General features: G+C 63.2%; 19 protein-coding genes. 13 read left to right on the forward strand and 6 right to left on the reverse strand.

What is annotated here, in order from left to right:
- The first annotated feature begins 3 nt into the window (after positions 1–3).
- The 3 genes from DFO68_RS01070 to DFO68_RS01080 all read left to right on the forward strand — a co-directional run bounded on the left by DFO68_RS01070 (position 4) and on the right by DFO68_RS01080 (position 2,560).
- A complete protein-coding gene (locus DFO68_RS01070) occupies positions 4–1,200 on the forward strand; it encodes an O-succinylhomoserine sulfhydrylase (RefSeq protein WP_133481196.1) in 1,197 nt (398 codons plus the stop codon).
- A 161-nt stretch (positions 1,201–1,361) separates the two neighbouring features.
- Entirely contained in the window at positions 1,362–1,916 is a 555-nt protein-coding gene (locus DFO68_RS01075) for a cytochrome b (RefSeq protein WP_133481198.1), read from the forward strand.
- Between the two features lie 59 nt (positions 1,917–1,975).
- Entirely contained in the window at positions 1,976–2,560 is a 585-nt protein-coding gene (locus DFO68_RS01080; protein WP_133481200.1) for a YceI family protein, read from the forward strand.
- A gap of 86 nt (positions 2,561–2,646) precedes the next feature.
- On the opposite strand, the gene DFO68_RS01085 is transcribed toward DFO68_RS01080, so the two are convergent.
- Positions 2,647–2,838 carry a hypothetical protein gene (locus DFO68_RS01085; RefSeq protein ID WP_279512785.1) on the reverse strand — a complete coding sequence of 64 codons (192 nt, stop codon included), beginning with the start codon at positions 2,836–2,838 and terminating at the stop codon, positions 2,647–2,649.
- A 362-nt stretch (positions 2,839–3,200) separates the two neighbouring features.
- Between DFO68_RS01085 and DFO68_RS01095 the strand changes: the two genes are divergently transcribed.
- Entirely contained in the window at positions 3,201–4,511 is a 1,311-nt protein-coding gene (locus DFO68_RS01095) for an MATE family efflux transporter (protein ID WP_133481495.1), read from the forward strand.
- Between the two features lie 53 nt (positions 4,512–4,564).
- On the opposite strand, the gene DFO68_RS01100 is transcribed toward DFO68_RS01095, so the two are convergent.
- The 4 genes from DFO68_RS01100 to cfa all read right to left on the reverse strand — a co-directional run bounded on the left by DFO68_RS01100 (position 4,565) and on the right by cfa (position 8,577).
- Positions 4,565–5,752 carry an aromatic amino acid transaminase gene (locus DFO68_RS01100; protein ID WP_133481202.1) on the reverse strand — a complete coding sequence of 396 codons (1,188 nt, stop codon included), beginning with the start codon at positions 5,750–5,752 and terminating at the stop codon, positions 4,565–4,567.
- The gene (locus DFO68_RS01105; RefSeq protein ID WP_133481204.1) at positions 5,753–6,091 is read right to left on the reverse strand and encodes a 4a-hydroxytetrahydrobiopterin dehydratase; all 339 of its coding nucleotides are present in this window, start codon (positions 6,089–6,091) and stop codon (positions 5,753–5,755) included.
- Between the two features lie 184 nt (positions 6,092–6,275).
- Positions 6,276–7,190 carry a GGDEF domain-containing protein gene (locus DFO68_RS01110; protein ID WP_133481206.1) on the reverse strand — a complete coding sequence of 305 codons (915 nt, stop codon included), beginning with the start codon at positions 7,188–7,190 and terminating at the stop codon, positions 6,276–6,278.
- A gap of 235 nt (positions 7,191–7,425) precedes the next feature.
- On the reverse strand, positions 7,426–8,577 hold the full coding sequence (cfa, locus tag DFO68_RS01115; protein ID WP_133481208.1) for a cyclopropane fatty acyl phospholipid synthase: 1,152 nt from the start codon (positions 8,575–8,577) through the stop codon (positions 7,426–7,428).
- Between the two features lie 146 nt (positions 8,578–8,723).
- On the opposite strand from cfa, the gene DFO68_RS01120 reads away from it, so the two are divergent.
- The 3 genes from DFO68_RS01120 to DFO68_RS01130 all read left to right on the forward strand — a co-directional run bounded on the left by DFO68_RS01120 (position 8,724) and on the right by DFO68_RS01130 (position 10,460).
- Positions 8,724–9,032 (forward strand): MTH1187 family thiamine-binding protein, encoded by a 309-nt coding sequence (locus tag DFO68_RS01120; RefSeq protein WP_133481210.1) that lies wholly within the window; start codon positions 8,724–8,726, stop codon positions 9,030–9,032.
- A 119-nt stretch (positions 9,033–9,151) separates the two neighbouring features.
- Positions 9,152–10,024 (forward strand): uroporphyrinogen-III C-methyltransferase, encoded by an 873-nt coding sequence (cobA, locus tag DFO68_RS01125; protein WP_133481212.1) that lies wholly within the window; start codon positions 9,152–9,154, stop codon positions 10,022–10,024.
- A gap of 49 nt (positions 10,025–10,073) precedes the next feature.
- Complete coding sequence (locus tag DFO68_RS01130; RefSeq protein ID WP_133481214.1) at positions 10,074–10,460, forward strand: septal ring lytic transglycosylase RlpA family protein; 387 nt, start codon at positions 10,074–10,076, stop codon at positions 10,458–10,460.
- Between the two features lie 309 nt (positions 10,461–10,769).
- Here DFO68_RS01130 and DFO68_RS01140 read toward each other — a convergent pair whose 3' ends face one another.
- Complete coding sequence (locus DFO68_RS01140) at positions 10,770–11,699, reverse strand: YihY/virulence factor BrkB family protein (RefSeq protein ID WP_133481218.1); 930 nt, start codon at positions 11,697–11,699, stop codon at positions 10,770–10,772.
- 111 nt (positions 11,700–11,810) lie between these two features.
- Between DFO68_RS01140 and DFO68_RS01145 the strand changes: the two genes are divergently transcribed.
- The 6 genes from DFO68_RS01145 (at position 11,811) to dcd (ending at position 16,990) form a co-directional block, all read left to right on the forward strand.
- On the forward strand, positions 11,811–12,359 hold the full coding sequence (locus DFO68_RS01145) for a YqhA family protein (protein ID WP_133481220.1): 549 nt from the start codon (positions 11,811–11,813) through the stop codon (positions 12,357–12,359).
- Between the two features lie 130 nt (positions 12,360–12,489).
- Entirely contained in the window at positions 12,490–13,164 is a 675-nt protein-coding gene (locus DFO68_RS01150) for a spermidine synthase (protein WP_133481222.1), read from the forward strand.
- Between the two features lie 54 nt (positions 13,165–13,218).
- Positions 13,219–13,632 carry an alternative ribosome rescue aminoacyl-tRNA hydrolase ArfB gene (arfB, locus tag DFO68_RS01155; protein ID WP_133481224.1) on the forward strand — a complete coding sequence of 138 codons (414 nt, stop codon included), beginning with the start codon at positions 13,219–13,221 and terminating at the stop codon, positions 13,630–13,632.
- Between the two features lie 150 nt (positions 13,633–13,782).
- The gene (locus DFO68_RS01160) at positions 13,783–15,201 is read left to right on the forward strand and encodes a hypothetical protein (RefSeq protein ID WP_133481226.1); all 1,419 of its coding nucleotides are present in this window, start codon (positions 13,783–13,785) and stop codon (positions 15,199–15,201) included.
- Positions 15,202–15,352: 151 nt separating this feature from the next.
- Positions 15,353–16,153 carry an iron-sulfur cluster carrier protein ApbC gene (gene apbC / locus DFO68_RS01165; RefSeq protein WP_166637509.1) on the forward strand — a complete coding sequence of 267 codons (801 nt, stop codon included), beginning with the start codon at positions 15,353–15,355 and terminating at the stop codon, positions 16,151–16,153.
- Positions 16,154–16,423: 270 nt separating this feature from the next.
- Positions 16,424–16,990 carry a dCTP deaminase gene (gene dcd / locus DFO68_RS01170; RefSeq protein WP_133481230.1) on the forward strand — a complete coding sequence of 189 codons (567 nt, stop codon included), beginning with the start codon at positions 16,424–16,426 and terminating at the stop codon, positions 16,988–16,990.
- The last annotated feature ends 7 nt before the right edge of the window (positions 16,991–16,997 follow it).

A 16,997-nucleotide genomic window follows, 5' to 3' on the forward strand; every position in this document is an offset into this window, starting at 1 on the left:
GTCATGCAGCAGGATCATACATCGGCCTCGCAGTGGGAACTGGAGACCCTGGCGATCCGCGCCGGTCACCAGCGTACCCATGAGCAGGAGCATGGCGAACCGATCTTTCCCACCTCGAGCTTTGTTTACGGCAGTGCCGCCGAGGCGGCCGCCAAGTTCAGTGGCGAGACACCGGGCAACGTCTACTCGCGGTTCACCAACCCCACCGTGCGTACCTTCGAACAGCGTCTGGCCGCCATGGAGGCAGGCGAGCGCTGTGTCGCCACCAGTTCCGGCATGGCGGCGATCCTGGCCACGGCGCTGGCCCTGCTGCAGTCAGGTGACGAGATCGTGGCTTCGCGCTCGCTGTTCGGCTCTACGGTCAGCCTGTTCGACAAGTACCTGGGCAAGTTCGGCATCACCACGCGCTATGTCGAGCTCTCCGATCTCGAGGCCTGGGAGGCGGCGATGACCCCGGCCACACGGCTGCTGTTTGCCGAGACGCCCTCCAACCCGCTCTCCGAGCTCGTTGACATCGCCGCCCTGGCCGAGATCGCCCACCGCCATAATGCGCTGCTGGCCATCGACAACTGCTTTCTGACCCCGGCACTGCAAAAGCCCATCGCCCTGGGTGCCGACCTGGTGATCCATTCCGCCACCAAGTACCTGGACGGGCAGGGCAGGGCGATCGGCGGTGCCGTGGTGGGGCGCGACAAGGAGCTCGAGGAGGTGTTCGGGGTGGTGCGTACCTGCGGCCCCTGCCTGAGTCCCTTCAACGCCTGGATCTTCACCAAGGGCCTGGAGACGCTCAACCTGCGCATGCGTGCCCACTGCGAGAATGCCCGTTTGCTGGCCGAGTGGCTAGAGGGACATCCCGCCGTAGCGCGGGTCCACTACAGCGGCCTGGCCACTCATCCGCAGCACGCGCTCGCCAGCCGCCAGCAGCGGGGCTATGGGGCGGTGCTGGGCTTCGAGGTGAAAGGCGAGCGCGAGGCGGCTTGGTCGGTGATCGATGCGACGTGCATGCTCTCCATTACCGGCAACCTGGGGGACGTCAAGACCACCATCACCCATCCCGCCACCACCACCCATGGACGCCTCTCCCAGACGCAGAAGGACGCCGCCGGGATCACCGAGGGGCTGATCCGCGTGGCGGTCGGGCTGGAGGCCATGGAAGATATCCGCGCCGATCTGGCTCGCGGGCTCGACGCGTTGGGGTGAGCTCGAGTTGTTCACCCATCGATCAGGATTCTCCCCGTTGCATGTACGGCCATGATGGCGAGGGTGATTTTTGTGAATGATGCGTTCGGCTTTTTTCAGCGGATGTCGATGCTGCCCTGCGCTACGCTGTTGCATTGACACACGCGGATCAAGGGATCGCCATGTGGAAGAACAGCCGCAGCGGCTGGGGACTGATCAGCATCCTGCTGCATTGGATCAGTGCTCTGGCGATCGCTGCTCTCTTCATCCTGGGCTGGTGGATGACCGGGCTCGATTACTACCACAGCTGGTATAACCTCGGCCCGTGGTGGCATCGCTCCGTGGGCATGCTGTTGCTGTTCGCCACATTGATCCGCCTGGCCTGGCGGGTCGTCAATCCCGCTCCGCTGGCGAGGGGAGGTCGTCTCGAGCGACTGGTCGCCCAACTCGGCCACATCGCCCTGTACGTGCTAATGCTGGTGGTGATGATCAGCGGATACCTGATCTCCACCGCCGACGGCAAGGGCATCGCGGTGTTCGATGCCTTCACGGTGCCCGCCGTGATCAGCAACCTGCCCTATCAGGCCACCCTGGCCGGCCAGGTCCACTGGTACAGTGCCCTGGCACTGATCCTGCTGGCGGCGGGGCATGGCCTGGCAGCGCTCAAGCACCATTGGGTCGATGGTAACGACGTCCTGTTGCGCATGGTCGACCCGCGCCATTCGCGTCGCCGCTGAGGCGATATCCTTTCGCGACACACTCGCAAGCCCGACATGCCCGCAAGGAGAGAGACCTGATGATCAAGAAGACCGCCATTGCCACCGCCCTAAGTGCCGCCGCCCTGGTAGGCGTCAGTCAGGCCCAGGCCGCCGACTATGTGATTGATACCGACGGCCAGCACGCCTTCATCCAGTTCAAGATCAGCCACCTGGGCTACTCCTACATCCTCGGCAACTTCGAGGAGTTCTCCGGCAGCTTCAGCTACGACCCCGAGCATCTGGAAGCCTCCGGCGCCGAGCTCGAGGTTCAGATCGCCAGCCTTAACAGCAACCACGCCGAGCGTGACAAGCACATCCTGAGTGATGACTTCCTGGACGTAGGCGAGTATCCCACCGCTACCTTCAACTCCACCGGTTTCGAACCGACCGGTGATGACACCGGCATACTCACCGGTGAGTTGACCCTGCATGGCGAGACCAACACGGTCGAGATGCCCGTCACCCTGATCGGCGAGGGCAAGGATCCCTGGGGGGGCTATCGTGCCGGTTTCGAGGGCTCCACCATGTTGATCCTGGCAGATTACGGCATCGACATGAGCGATTTCCCGGCGGCGATGCATGACCTCGAACTCTATGTGACCTTTGAGGGCATCCGCCGGTAAGCCATTTGCCTGGCGCGACCCGCAAGCAGTAGGACGCCCCCCGCAATGTTCCGGGGAGCGTCTTTGTTACACGCTCAGAGGTAGGCTCAGCGGGTCTCGTTGAGCACCGCATCGGGGAAGTGTCGACGCAGGATACGGTTCTGGAAGTCATCCACGAAGCGGCTGTTGATGATGATGAAGCGCTCGAAGGGCGCCTCGACATCCCGCTGGTGAATGGCGTCCACGCTATGGAAGAGCCGATCGTCGCGCAGGTGCAGGATGTCTCCCGGGGCAAGCATCGTATCGACCAGGGGCGGGTACCCGCCTTGTCGGCATAGAGGTGGTTATCCCCGCCGGCGACATTGTCCCGGTTTAGCACCATGATGCTCAGTGCCTTGCAGCCGTCGGCATGAAAGCCGCGAACAGCTGGTGCTGGTCCGGGAGATGCACTGTGATCTGGTCCAAGGGTTCTATTTCTTCCGCCCCATGCCTGCCCTGGAAATGCAGCGTGTGGTATCCAGTCATGCGAGGTTTTCGGGCTGAGACTGGCGCTCGCTTGGCGTAGAATGCCAACTCTGCGCGTGACCCCGGAGCTGCCGTGACCCCACTCGAAGAATCCCGTTCCTCGCTTGGCTTCACCCTGTGGCGCCAGACCTGGCCGATGGCTATCGGCGTGTTGGCACTGCTCGGCTTTCAGCTGGTGGACAGTGCCTTCATCGCACGCCTCGGCACGGCGCCGCTGGCCGCCCAGTCGTTCACCTTCCCGCTATCCTTCCTGGTTATCGGTATCCAGGTCGGCCTGGGGATCGCCATCGCGGCACTGATCTCACGTGCCCTGGGAGCAGGGGAGGCCGCCAGGGCACGGCGACTGAGCAGCCTGGTGCTGCTGGTGGGAACAATAACCATTGCGCTGTTGGTACTGCTGTTGTGGGCCGTGCAGGCGCCGGTCTTCGCTCTACTAGGGGCCGATGCGTCCACTCGCGCACTGATACGCCTCTACTGGGCGCCCCAGCTACTGGCAGCCTGGCTGGGAGCGGTTCTCTATTTCGGCTATAGCCTGTTCCGCGCCCATGGGGACACCTGGTTGCCCGGCAAGATGATGGTGATCACCAGCCTGGTCAACCTGGTCCTCGATCCGCTGCTGATCTTCGGCATCGGGCCTTGGCCAGGATGGGGGTTGCCCGGCGCCGCTTGGGCCACGACGATCGCCTTTGCCACCGGCCTGCTGGTGCTGGGACGCCGGCTGGTTGGCCGGGGATGGCTGGCGGCCCGAGGCTTGCTCGATGAACTGCGCCGATCGTTGCTGTCCTTCGCCGGTATTGCCGGCCCGGCGATGATCAGCCAGCTGATGCCACCGTTGGCAGCGATGCTGGCGATCTCGGTGGTGGCCTCTCTCGGCGAGACTCAGGTGGCGGCCTGGGGCCTGGCCAGTCGACTGGAAACCCTCTCGCTGATGGTAGTGCTGGCCATGACGATGTCGTTGCCGCCTTGGCTAGGGCGCTGCTACGGCGCCGGGGACTGGAACCAGATCCACCGACTGATGCGCCTGGCGCTCAAGGTGGTGGTGGTCTGGCAGTTGTCGCTGGGGATACTGATGGCCCTGGCGTCGCCCTGGGTGGCACTGGCGCTTTCTGGCAATCCCGAGGTGCGCGACGACCTGGCGATCCTGATTCGCTTCTTGCTGCCCAGCTATGCGGCATTGGGGGTATGCATGATCGTGGTCTCGGCGGGCAATGCGCTGGGCTGGCCGTTACGCGCCATGCTGATGTCGGCCGCCCGGTTGTTCGTCTTCTACCTGCCCTGTCTCTGGGTTGGGGCCTGGCTGGGGGATCTGCTCGGCCTGGCCATGGGGGCAGCGCTAGGTAACCTGCTGGCGGGACTGGCGGCCTGGCAGGTGTTGCGACGCATTCTTGCCAGCCCCGGCCGGCAACCCGCGAATAGCCATCGTACCGCTGGCCAAGAGAGCCCATGAACGACGACGCTCGAGCGATTGCCCGGGCGTCGTGCCTGCTGGAACCGTCGCGATCAGTTGACCGCGGCGATCGCCTTGGTCAGGTAGGCGAGGTTTTCGTGTGAGAAGCCGGCCACATTGGCACGGCCCGAGCGGACCATGTAGATGCCATACTCGTCGCGCAGACGGTCGACCTGTTCGGGCGTCAGGCCGGTGTAGGAGAACATGCCGCGCTGCTCGGCCACGCAGGCGTATTGCTGCGCCAGCCCATAGGGCTTGAGCGCCTCGACGAAATCGCGACGCAGGGTGTTGATACGATCGCGCATCTCGGTGAGCTCCTCACGCCAGATGGCCGCGAGCTCCGCGGAGTGCAGGATCTCGCTGACGATGGCTCCGCCATGGGCCGGCGGGTTGGAGTAGTTCTCGCGGGCAACGATGGCGATCTGTGAGCGGACGTTTTCCATCTGCTCGTTGTTCTTCGCCACCATGATCAAGCAGCCAGTGCGCTCGCAGTAGATGCCGAAGTTCTTGGAGCAGGAGCTGGTAATGATCACCTCGTCGAGATTCTCGGCCATTAGCCGAACCCCGTAGGCATCCTCATCGAGGCCCTCGCCGAATCCTTGATAGGCGAAGTCGATCAGCGGCAGCAGCTGGCGTTCGCGAACCACCTCCATCACCTGTTGCCATTGCTCGCGGGACAGATCGAAGCCGGTGGGATTATGGCAACAGGCATGCAGCAGCACCACGTCACCCTCAGGGATCTGCTCGAGCGCCGCCAGCATGCCGTCGAAGTCGAGGCGGTTCTCGGCGTCCACGTAAGGGTACTTGCGCAGTGTCAGGCCGGCGGCCGGAAAGATCCCCAGGTGGTTCGGCCAGGTCGGATCGGAAACCCAGATCGCCTTGCCGGGCATCTGCTGGGCGATGAAGTCACCCGCCAGGCGCAGGGCACCGGTGCCGCCTGGGGACTGGGTGGCGCTGGCGCGCTTGGTTTGGAGCACCGGCGAGCCCTCGCCCAGCACCAGGGGCAGGATCACCTCGCCATACGTCGCAGAACCATGGGAGCCGATGTAGGTCTTGGTGGTCTCGTTCTTGAGCAGCAGGGCCTCGGCTTCTTTGACGGCGCGCATCACCGGGGTGTTGCCTTGGGCATCCTTGTAGACGCCCACGCCGAGATCGACCTTCTGAGGGTTGGTATCCTTCTTGTAGGCTTCGATCAGACCCAGTATGGCATCCCCGGGAACCCGCTCAATGTGCTCGAACATTTATTTCGCTACCTCGTCGGTTCTTGCGGCAAGAATGAAGTCGTTCTTGTGCAAGCCCTTGATCTTGTGGGACCACCAGGTCACGGTGACCTTGCCGTATTCGGTGAGTATCGCCGGGTGGTGATCGGCCTGTTCGGCGATATCGCCGACACGCTGGGTGAAGTCGAGGGCCTGCACGAAATCCTTGAACGTGAACGTGCGCTCAAGCTGCATGATGCCATCGCGCTCGATGATCTGCCACTCGGGCACCTCCTTGCGGTATTCGGCGATGTCGTCTTCCGTGACGCGAGGGGCATCGACGCTGCACGCTTCGCATTGCTGTGCGGAAAGCTGGCTCATGGAACCTCCTGTTGCCCCAGCGGGGCGTGGTTGGTGAAAAACAAAGAGCTGGCATGAAAAACTGTGTACTGCCTGTCAAGCCCGGCATATGTTCTCCGTCAGGGTCAACCTTCAGTGGTTGAGAGTCGGCAAGCCGACGGCTCAGGCAATGCTTAACTCTCGAACAGTGCGAGCATGTGTCCGCTTAGACGCCGACCATGACCTGATTACGCCCCCGGCGCTTGGCTGCATACAGGCTGTCGTCGGCACGCTGGATTAGGGTCTCGCGGGTATCACCGATACGGTGCTCGGCGATGCCGATGCTGACGGTGATCTCTCCAGGCCCGATTCCAAAGTCATGGTTGGCAATGCGCTCGCGAAGGCGCTCGGCCAATTGCTGGCAGTGTGTCTCTGCGGTCAGCGGCAGCAGCAGGGCGAACTCCTCGCCCCCCAGGCGGGCGGCCAGGTCTTCCTCGCGCAGCATGTCACGGCAGTGTGCCGCAACCCTTTCCAGTACATGGTCGCCCTTGAGGTGTCCCCAGGTGTCGTTGATCGACTTGAAATGATCCAGGTCGAGCATCATCAGTGACAGCGGCAGGGCATGCCGATTGCTCAACGAGATTTCCTCGTCGAGGCGCTGCATCAGCTTGCGGCGGTTGGCCAGGCCGGTTAGATCGTCGGTGTCGGACAGGCGGCGAAGTCGCTGCTCTTCGACGACCTGCTCGCTGATATCGATCATCACGCCGTGCCAGAGGATCCCAGTCTCGACTCGGCAGGGCTGGGCTCGCAGGGCGATCCAGCTCTGACGGCCAGCGGCCATCTTCAGCCGGAACTTAGTGGTGATGGGACGTTGCCAGCGGGCAGAACGCTCGATGGCGGCCATCAGGCGAGGGTAATCTGTCTCGTCCAGACATTCGAGAACCGGAAGCGCATTTTGCATCAGGTCATGCCGGTCGATCCCCAGAAGTTGCGTACCGCTGCCGGCCAGGTAGGGAAAGTGCATCCGCCCGTCTGGTGCACGATGCAGCTGGAAGATTACCCCGGGCAATTGCTCGGTCAAATCGCGGATCCACTCCGGCTGCGGTCTTTCCCCACCCGGCATGACGTCGTTGGAGGGCATGCGGGTGTCCTTTTCCCTGTCTTTCCCTGCTGCGTACAGGTTGTTCATTCTTGGCTTGGTTATTGTCCTGCCCCACGGCGATGACAGGAAGCGTAAGCTGAGCGCTTCTTGGGCAAGCACCTTTATTATACGCCGTCGGGGGATTGCCGATACCCTCCCTCCGGCGTAAGAGATCGCCTACAAGCGGGGTCCGGCTATGACACGGATCGAGGAAGGGGAAGTTTGTTCAGGTGACTCACCGCGGGGCGTCGTAGCGTTCAGGACGTCCACGGGAGAAGACGACCTGCCACAGTTGCAGATGCCGGGCGCGGAAGGCGCCGGCGCAGATCGCCAGGTAGTAGCGGAACATGCGGCGGGTGCGCTCGTTGTAGCGATGGGCAATCTCATGCCAGTGGGCATCGAAGTTTGCCAGCCAGGCCATCAGGGTGCGGTCATAGTCCGGGCCGAAGTTCTGCCAGTCCTCCATCAATAGATAATCTTCGCTGTTGCGTGCGATGTGGGTGGCCGAGGGCAGCACTCCATTGGGGAAGATATAGCGATTGATCCAGGGGTCTGCCGAGATCTTGGTGCGGTTGGAACCGATGGTATGCAGCAGGAAGAGGCCGTCGGCGGGCATCAGGCGTCTTACCGTATCGAAGTAGGTGGTGTAGTTGCGGTGTCCGACATGCTCGAACATGCCGATGGAGACGATACGATCATATAGCCCGTTTAGGTCTCGGTAATCTTGCAGCACGATCTCCACCGGCAGTCCGGCACAGCGCTCTCTGGCCAGGGCAGCCTGCTCGCGGGAGATGGTGATGCCGGTGACTTCGACGTCGTGGTAACGGGCGGCGTGCTCGGCGAAGCTGCCCCAGCCACAGCCGATATCGAGAACTCGCATGCCCGGCTTGAGGTCGAGTTTGCGACACGCCAGCTCCAGCTTAGCCTTCTGGGCCTGGTGCAGGTCATCGGTCGACTTCCAGTAGCCGCAGGAGTAGCACATGGTGGGGTCGAGCATACGCTCGAAGAGGTCATTGCCCAGATCGTAGTGGGCCTCGCCGACCATATAGGCTCGCGCCTTGCTCTGCAGGTTGAGGAAGCCGGCCTGCAGGCGGTACTTGAGGCGTTCGGTGGTTGAGCGGGCATGCTCGCCTAGCCCGTTCAATAGCAGCCGGTAGGCCAGCTCGTCGATACGCTCACACTCCCACCAGCCATCCATGTAGGACTCGCCGAGTCCTAGTGTGCCCTGACGCAGGACCCGCGAGAAGAAATCGGGATGCAGCACCTGGATATCCTGGGACGCATCCCCATTGAGCGTGACGCCTGAGCCCTCGAGCAACTGTTCGATGACCCGGCGGGCCCGAGTGTTGGGTAGGGCAATCGGGCCGATAGGTGTTTCGCTGGTCATGGAGTCCTCCGGGTCCGGTCATCAAAAATATTGGCTGGTCAAGGTGTCGGGCAAGATTTCGTGGCTGTCTCGCTTTTTGCTAATTATCATAGACCAGCATGATCGGGTCGTATATTAAGCCAGGTTAACGAATGAGGAGAAAGCGCATGAACGTGATCATTGATCTTTGTGTGGTGCCATTGGGCGTCGGGGTCTCGGTATCATCGCATGTCGCCGCCTGTCAGCGGGTGATCGAGACGTCGGGGCTCGAGCACCGCCTGCATGCCTACGGTACCAACATCGAAGGCCCCTGGGACGAGGTGATGGCGGTGGTCAAGCGCTGTCACGAAGTCGTTCACGAGATGGGCGCCCCACGTATCACCACCACGCTCAAGCTTGGCACCCGCACCGATCGTGACCAGCACATGGATGACAAGGTATCGAGCGTCGAGCGCCTGCTGGACAGGGGGGAGTGAGCTTGCCGCTTGTGCCAAACCTCTGGATGCAGCATTTATCGACGAGAGAATAGTAGCAAGTAGCCTGCATTTTAATTACCATATCGCATATAAAATGTTTTTTTATGGGGTTCTGGAATATGCAGGCGGATCATCCATGCCATAGTAATCGGAATATCAGGTGGCCGACCGGCTCCGTCTTTCCGGCCGGTGGTGTCAGCCTGGTGGGCGCCGGGCCGGGAGATCCCGAACTGCTGACGATCAAGGCGCTGCGCCGCCTGCAGGCCGCCGAGGTGATCCTGCATGATCGCCTGGTCAGCGACGAGGTGCTTGCCCTAGCGCCCCCGCAGGCTTCGCTGTGCTATGTCGGCAAGGAGCGTTCCCGACATAGCGTTCCCCAGCAGGGTATCAACCAGGCGCTGGTCGACTGGGCCCGAGCCGGCAAACGCGTGGTGCGGCTCAAGGGGGGCGATCCCTTCATCTTCGGTCGTGGCGGCGAAGAGCTCGAGACCCTGATAGGCGCAGGCATCGAGGTGGAAGTGATTCCCGGGATTACCGCGGCCTCCGGTTGTGCCGCTTATGCTGGCATTCCGCTGACCCATCGCGATCATGCCCAGTCAGTGCGTTTTGTGACCGGGCATCTGCGAAATGGCAGCAGCGACCTGGACTGGACGACGCTGGCAAGCCCTGGCCAGACGCTGGTGTTCTACATGGGACTGGGCAGCCTGGCCCTGATCGGCGAGCAGCTTCAGCGCCATGGCTTGCCTCCCGAGACCCCCATGGCCCTGATCGAGCAGGGCACCACCTCGCGCCAGCGGATACATATTGGCACCCTTCAGAACTTGCCTACATCCGGCGATGTGGTTACCATCCGTCCACCAACCCTGATTATCGTCGGCGGAGTCGTGACGTTGCACGATCGTCTGGCCTGGTTCGACCAGGCGTTGGCAACGAGTTCGGGTTGGCTGCAGGGTAAGCATCCTGCGCCGTCAACAACCGATCATGGCGCCTGATCGCTGGACGCGAACGTCGGCGCAATACGGTAAGTCATGAGGTGACAACATGGGGATACGTTCCCGCCTGAGCCTGACCTGGTGCCTGGCGGGCCTGATGACGGTCGGTTTTTCCGGCATAGGGCAGGCCCACGAGAAGACCTCAGAGACCCAGCAGGGTGTCGCGTCCTACTACAGCGACCGCTTCCAGGGCCGGACCACGGCCAGTGGCGAGCCCTTCGACCAGAAGGCCCTCACGGCTGCGCACCCCAGCCTGCCGTTCGGGACCAAGGTATTGGTGACCCGCGAGGATAACGGCCGCGAGGTCGAGGTGCTGATCAATGACCGGGGCCCCTATGCCAAGGGCCGTATCATCGACCTCTCCAAGCGTGCCGCCAAGGAACTCGGCATGCTCAACCGCGGTACTGTGCCGGTGGAAATCTCCTTCATACAGTAAGGCGCTCGTCCCAGGTATCCAGGCATCGACTCCATCGAGTCGATGCCTTTCTTGTTCAGGGTGGCCAGCAGGGCGTCATCCTCCACCAGCAGCAGCGTCATGGGCCGGCTTCGCCGGCCTGGGGCTGATCCTGCCCTATATCGTCGGGCCCATCCTGCGTCGGCGCATGCGGGTGACCAGCGGGACGGGTGGACCGGAAGGCGACTGAGCTTCGCGCGAGACAACTGCCCGGCGCAAGCGGGATCGCCGGCCTATCTTTTGACGGACTGGCGGTTCAAGGCTTTGCACCTTCCCGGCTTGTGGATCGCTTCAGTCGACATGGGTCACGGCCTGGCGTCGCGGGTCGACGTGCCAGGGCAGGCCGAGGCGGGCATTGCGCTCCAGTTCGGCGATCACCTGGGCGCCCAGCAGCAGGATGATGGCGCCCACCTCCAGGCTCAACAGCACCACCACCAGGGTGGCAAGGGAGCCGTAGACCGCATTCACCAGCGAGATGTTGGCAAAATAGAACACCAGCAGCAGGCGCACCCCCTCCCACAGCAGGGCGGCGACGAAGCCCCCCACCACGGCGCGACGCAGCGCGATCTTCACCACCGGAAGGAACTTGTAGATGGCGCTGAACAGCAGGAAGACGCCGAGGAAGCTGGTCAGGTTCAGTGCCGTTTCCGAGAGCCCCGCGAGTGGCAATTCGCGCTCGAAGAGTGCCAGCCACAGGGCGTTCACCGCGCTGACCAGGCTGACCAGCAGCGTCAGGGCCAGTAGCCCCGCGCCCAGCACCAGCATGAAGGCATAGGGCAGCAGCGCCGAGACCCAGGCGCTGCGCCGGGGATGCTGGGTGTCCGGGGTGTGGAAGATGATCGCCAGGGCATCCTCGAGCATGCGAAAGGCGAACGAACTGAACAGCAGTAGCACGGGAAAGCCCAGCATGCCGATCACGTCCCGGGAGTCGAGCAGGGTTCGCACCGCATCGAGCAGCACCTCGGCATGGGCGGGCGCCAGGTGGCGAACCTGGATGGCGAGCACCTCGAGCAGGTGTTGCTGGTCGGCCACCCCGGCCAGCAGCGCGACCAGCAGGGCGAAGAGGGGCACGATGGAGAGCAGGATGTTGTAGCCCACCCCGCCGGCCAGCAGGATGCCGCGGTTGCCGAGGAAAACGACCAATACCCGCCACAGGAAACGCAGAATGCGTGGCAGCAGGGTAAGTGCCAGACGTGCTGAGGGAAAGGATGGTGATGTCATCGCGGCTGCCATGCAAGAATACGTGACTCATCATAGGCGTATCCTGCGCCGTCGGGTCAAACCCGTTCCCGACGTTGCCCCGTCGGGGCGAGAACACTCGAGGAGATAACCATGGATCCGGATTCACGGCCCGAGCCCCGCACCACCCGCAGCGAGCTGGAGCGACGCTTCGAGACCTTCCTGTGGAGTTCGCGTCTAATGGTATTGTTGGCCGTGGTGCCGGCGCTGCTGGGAGCCTTGGTGCTGTTCGTCATCGCCAGCCTGGATATCCTCTCGGTCCTGGCCGATACCTGGCGCCACTATGCCGGGGGTGGAGCGGACATCCACAAGAGCGTGGTTACCGACATTATCGTCGCGGTGGACATCTACCTGATCGCCCTGGTGCTGATGATCTTCGCCCTCGGGGTCTACAAGCTGTTCATCTCGCGCATCGAGCCGGCGGAAGGCCGCGACCCCCATCACCCCTTCAATGTCCAATCTCTCGATCAGCTCAAGGACAAGATTGCCCGGGTGGTGATCCTGGCCGTGATCATCGAGTTCTTCCGTGCCGTGGTGGGCATCAGCTTTGCCACCCCGCTGGATGCCATCTACCTGGCGCTCTCGGTACTGGCCTTGTCCTTGGCGCTCTACCTGATGGCGTTGGCCCACAAGCAGGAGTGAGGTGCCCGCGAGGACGGGTCATGCTGGCGCACTGGTTGCAGTCGGCTGGCATGGCCGGTCGCATGGCACGTCGCCGGCGTGCCCGCGCATAATGCGCGCCCTTGATCCCCTCTTTCCACAGCGAGGCACCATGGCAAAATTCGAAGAGATCGGCACGGCAAGCATTCCCGGCTCGCGCGGCGAGCTGCGGTTGCTGCAGCGTAACGACGAGTTCTCGATCCGTATTGCCGGCAAGACGGGGGAGCTGATGAACACTCGCCTGCACGGCTCCGAGGATGCCCTGGCAGAGTTCGCTTGCGAGCGAGTCGCCGGCCGCTCTGGTGCCCGTGTGCTGGTCGGCGGGCTGGGCATGGGCTTTACCCTAGCGGCGGCGCTGAAGACGCTGGGCGAGGACGCCGAGGTCGTCGTCGCCGAGCTGGTGCCGGGGGTGGTGGAGTGGAACCGTGGCCCACTGGGTGCCGCCGCCGGTCGCCCCCTCGACGATCCGCGTACCCGGGTCAGCCTGGGTGACGTCGGTGAGCTGCTGCGCCGCGAACCCGCTGGCTTCGATGCCATCATGCTCGATGTCGACAACGGCCCCGAGGGGCTGACTCACCGCGACAACGACTGGCTCTATTCGCCCCAGGGCCTGGCCACGGCCCAGGAGGCACTGCGCCCCGACGGGGTGCTGGCGGTCTGGTCGGCCGGCCAGGACCCCGCCTTCACCGAGCGGTTGCGCCGTGTAGGGCTATTGGTCGAGGAAGTCACGGTGCGTGCTCATCGTCCCGGCAAGGGCGCCAGGCACTGCATCTGGCTGGCCAGCTGAGGTGCGCGGTGTCTGCTACCGGTCGCGATTCTTTACCATGTGGAGGCAGACAGCATGCTGGAACTCTCTCGCCAGGTAAGCATCCCCGACCACGAGATCGAGATGCAGGCGGTGCGCGCCCAAGGAGCCGGCGGCCAGAACGTCAACAAGGTCGCCACCGCCATCCACCTGCGCTTCGATATCCAGGCCTCGAGCCTGCCCGAGGGCTTCAAGGAGAAGCTGCTGGCGCTGGGTGACTCGCGCATCACCCGTGACGGCGTGGTGATCATCAAGGCCCAGAGCCAGCGTACCCAGGAGCGCAACCGCGCCGAGGCCCTGGCGCGATTGAAGGCGCTGATCAAGAGTGTCATGTACGCCCCTCGCAAGCGTATCGCCACCCGTCCCAGCAAGGGCGCCAGGCAGCGAAGGCTGGACAGCAAGAAGAAGCGGAGTCGGCAAAAGGCGTTACGCGGCAAGATCGATACCTGATGTCGATGACTCTGAGCGTTGTTCGAGACGTTGATAAGGGCGTCGATAGTCGGGTGGCGACCTTTCGCCGGGCGTGTATGCTGGGAGTCGTGACCAGGACGGCCGGCCAACCAGGGCTGGCGACATTTCACCATGCAGGGGGATGCGGCGATGGCCGATTCGTCAATCAGTGAGCTTTTCAAGGACAACCGTGTCAAAGGCCTGGCGGCCGTGGCAGTGGTTGCCATCATCTGGGCCCTGTTTGCCCAATCCAATGTCAGTTCCAGCAATGAGGCCCGCGAGTCGCTGCAGGCGCGTCTCGAAAAGGTCCAGGCCGAAAACCAAACCTTGTCAAGTCGCGTCGAGAAGCTGCGCAGCGAGGCCGGGAACATTGATGAACTGGCAGAGCAGCGCAACGCTCTCGAGCAGCAATTGCAGGCCACCCAGGAGGAACTGGCCAGTACCCGGGAGCAAATCACTACGGTCCGCAGCGAACTCGAGGACGTCCAGGCCTCATTGGCATCGGTGAAGTCAGAGCTGCAAGCCCGTCAGAAAGAGCTCGAGACCGCCGACCAGGCCTTGGCCAGCACTCAGGAAGAGCGTCAGCAGGCCGTTCAGGCACGCGACGAGGCTCAGGCATCGCTGCAGAAGGCCGAGGAGGCTCGTCAGGCCGCCGAAAAAGAACGCCAGCAAGCCGAAGAAGCCCGCCAGCAGGCCGAGCAGAAGCGCAGTGACGCGATGGCCGAGCGCGACGCGGCCCGTGCCGAACTCGAGGACCTTCAGCAGCAGATTGCCTCAGCCGAAGAGAGTCTGGCGTCATTGAACGACGAGATTGCCTCGCTGCAGCAGCAGCGGGATGCCCTCCAGCAGGAGATCAGCGACCTCGAAGCCAGCCGCAGCGAGGCCAACCAGGCGCTTGAAGCGGCCCGTGCCGAACTCAAGGATCTGAAGCAGCAGATTGCCTCAGCCGAAGAAGCCCGCCAGCAGGCCGAGCAGGAGCGCAGTGACGCGTTGGCCGAGCGCGACGCGGCCCGTGCCGAACTCAAGGACTTGCAGCAGCAGATTGCCTCAGCCGAAGAGAGTTTGGCGTCATTGAACGACGAGATTGCCTCGCTGCAGCAGCAACGCGATGCCCTCCAGCAGGAGATCAGCGATCTAGAAGCCAGCCGCAGTGAAGCCAGCCAGGCGCTCAAGGGGACCCGCGCCGAGCTGGCGGAGGCCAAGGCCCAGGTCGAGCAGGCCCGGGAGACCTTCAATGACCTCGAGGTGGCCATCAAGGTCGGCCGTGAGGAAGTCGCCAAGATCGAATCTCAGGTGGAGTCGCGCCAGTCCCAGCTCGACCGCCTGGAAGGCCAGCTCGAGAGCTGGCGCAACGAGCTGGCTCGCCTTCAGCAGAGCAATACCGTCAGCACCAGCACCCAAGGCGGCGGCAATGCCTCGTCAGCGGCTGCCACTGAATCTGGCAGCGCCGCTACGCAAGCGCCGGCCAATACCGGCAGTGGCGCAGGCAAGGCGGGCAGCCAGCCACAGGCCAATGCTGCCCAGGAGGACGACGGCGAGGAGCATGCGGTCCAGAAGAAGGCCAACTGATCGCCTTTCTCTCATTCCGGAATGCGAGACGGCGAGCCCTGGGCTCGCCGTCTCGCGATGGCGGGCATTGCATGGCAGGCCGGCACGGCGGGTATACTGAGCCCTCAAGCCGCTTGCGTGGCAACCCCCACTGCATAAGGAGCGAGTCGTGATCGAAGGGGTAAAGCATATCGTCGCCGTGGCATCCGGCAAGGGCGGAGTAGGCAAGTCCACCGTGACCGTCAATCTGGCACTGGCGATGGCCGCCGAGGGCTATCGGGTGGGCCTCCTGGATGCCGACATCTATGGCCCCAGCCAGGCCCAGATGCTCGGAGTGGGCGAGGGGGTGCGGCCTCAGTCCGCCGGCGAGAATCGCTTCAAGCCGCTCGAGGCGCATGGCATCCAGGCCATGTCCATGGCCTTTCTGGTCGATATCCGCGAGCCCATGGTCTGGCGAGGCCCGATGGTCGCCGGTGCCTTCCAGCAGATGCTCACCCAGACCGTCTGGGACGATCTCGACTATCTGTTCATCGACATGCCGCCGGGCACCGGCGACATCCAGCTGACCCTGGCCCAGAAGGTACCGGTGGACGGCGCGGTGATCGTCACCACGCCTCAGGATATTGCCCTGTTGGATGCACGCAAGGGCATCGAGATGTTCCGCAAGGTCAACGTGCCGGTGCTCGGCGTCGTGGAGAACATGAGCCTGCACATCTGCTCGAACTGCGGCCACAGCGAGCCGATCTTCGGCGAGGGCGGCGGCGAGCGCATCGCCCAAGAGTACGAGACCCGCGTGCTCGGTCGTCTGCCGCTGACCTTGTCGATCCGCGAGCAGGTGGATAGCGGGCGGCCCACCGTGGTGGCCGAACCCGAAGGCGAGGTGACCGCCACCTTTCGCGACATGGCACGCCAGGTCGGCGAGCAGGTCCGCGGCCAGGGCGCCGAGGGGCCGGAGATCTCCTTCAGCGAGTGAGATGCCAGGCCATTGCTGTTACCCACAGCGAGAGGCACCGGGGACAAGCCGACGAGGAGGTCCTACGCCATGGATGGCGTCGGTAGCGCCCATGGACGGGTTCACAGCGCCTCCTTGCAGGCTTGTCGCCGGGATAGCCTCGAGTGATAGATCCCTTTGCAGTCGCCCTGAGCGAGTGGGCAACTCCCGTGACCTTCCCTGCCCGGGGCCGCTATGATGTGGCCCCGATTTTCATTCGCTGGCTTCCCAGACACAGTTCAGGACGTTTCGATGAGTATCAAGTGCGACAAGTGGATTCGCCGCATGGCCGAGCGCGACGGCATGATCGAGCCCTTCGAGCCCGATCAGGTGCGCTATGAGAACCAGCGGCGGGTGATCTCCTACGGGACGTCCAGTTACGGCTACGATGTGCGCTGCGCCGACGAGTTCAAGGTGTTTACCAACATCCATTCCGCGGTGGTAGACCCCAAGGGCTTCGACGAGAAGAGCTTTGTCGACATCAAGAGCGATGTCTGCGTAATTCCTCCCAACTCCTTCGCCCTGGCACGCACCGTGGAATACTTCCGCATACCGCGCAGCGTGCTGACCATCTGCCTGGGCAAGTCCACTTATGCTCGCTGTGGCATCATCGTCAATGTCACCCCGCTAGAACCCGAGTGGGAAGGACACGTGACCCTGGAATTCTCCAACACCACCAACCTTCCGGCGCGCATCTATGCCAATGAAGGGGTGGCGCAGATGCTGTTCCTGGAGTCCGACGAGGTCTGCGAGACGTCCTACAAGGACCGCGGTGGCAAGTACATGGGGCAGCGCGGCGTGACCCTACCGAAGACATGACACGGCC

This window comes from Halomonas ventosae (assembly GCF_004361885.1).
In the GTDB taxonomy this organism is placed as follows: Bacteria; Pseudomonadota; Gammaproteobacteria; order Pseudomonadales; family Halomonadaceae; genus Halomonas; species Halomonas ventosae_C.

Bases quoted from the DNA above. Each gene is read 5' to 3' on its own strand.
- DFO68_RS01160 (WP_133481226.1), top strand. From the start codon at position 13,783: ATGGCCGATTCGTCAATCAGTGAGCTTTTCAAGGACAACCGTGTCAAA.
- DFO68_RS01110 (WP_133481206.1), bottom strand. From the start codon at position 7,190: ATGCCCTCCAACGACGTCATGCCGGGTGGGGAAAGACCGCAGCCGGAG.
- DFO68_RS01130 (WP_133481214.1), top strand. From the start codon at position 10,074: ATGGGGATACGTTCCCGCCTGAGCCTGACCTGGTGCCTGGCGGGCCTG.
- arfB (WP_133481224.1), top strand. From the start codon at position 13,219: ATGCTGGAACTCTCTCGCCAGGTAAGCATCCCCGACCACGAGATCGAG.
- dcd (WP_133481230.1), top strand. From the start codon at position 16,424: ATGAGTATCAAGTGCGACAAGTGGATTCGCCGCATGGCCGAGCGCGAC.
- DFO68_RS01120 (WP_133481210.1), top strand. From the start codon at position 8,724: ATGAACGTGATCATTGATCTTTGTGTGGTGCCATTGGGCGTCGGGGTC.
- cfa (WP_133481208.1), bottom strand. From the start codon at position 8,577: ATGACCAGCGAAACACCTATCGGCCCGATTGCCCTACCCAACACTCGG.
- cobA (WP_133481212.1), top strand. From the start codon at position 9,152: ATGCAGGCGGATCATCCATGCCATAGTAATCGGAATATCAGGTGGCCG.
- DFO68_RS01150 (WP_133481222.1), top strand. From the start codon at position 12,490: ATGGCAAAATTCGAAGAGATCGGCACGGCAAGCATTCCCGGCTCGCGC.
- DFO68_RS01070 (WP_133481196.1), top strand. From the start codon at position 4: ATGCAGCAGGATCATACATCGGCCTCGCAGTGGGAACTGGAGACCCTG.
- DFO68_RS01085 (WP_279512785.1), bottom strand. From the start codon at position 2,838: ATGCTTGCCCCGGGAGACATCCTGCACCTGCGCGACGATCGGCTCTTC.
- DFO68_RS01145 (WP_133481220.1), top strand. From the start codon at position 11,811: ATGGATCCGGATTCACGGCCCGAGCCCCGCACCACCCGCAGCGAGCTG.
- DFO68_RS01100 (WP_133481202.1), bottom strand. From the start codon at position 5,752: ATGTTCGAGCACATTGAGCGGGTTCCCGGGGATGCCATACTGGGTCTG.
- DFO68_RS01075 (WP_133481198.1), top strand. From the start codon at position 1,362: ATGTGGAAGAACAGCCGCAGCGGCTGGGGACTGATCAGCATCCTGCTG.
- DFO68_RS01140 (WP_133481218.1), bottom strand. From the start codon at position 11,699: ATGACATCACCATCCTTTCCCTCAGCACGTCTGGCACTTACCCTGCTG.
- DFO68_RS01080 (WP_133481200.1), top strand. From the start codon at position 1,976: ATGATCAAGAAGACCGCCATTGCCACCGCCCTAAGTGCCGCCGCCCTG.
- DFO68_RS01095 (WP_133481495.1), top strand. From the start codon at position 3,201: ATGGCTATCGGCGTGTTGGCACTGCTCGGCTTTCAGCTGGTGGACAGT.
- DFO68_RS01105 (WP_133481204.1), bottom strand. From the start codon at position 6,091: ATGAGCCAGCTTTCCGCACAGCAATGCGAAGCGTGCAGCGTCGATGCC.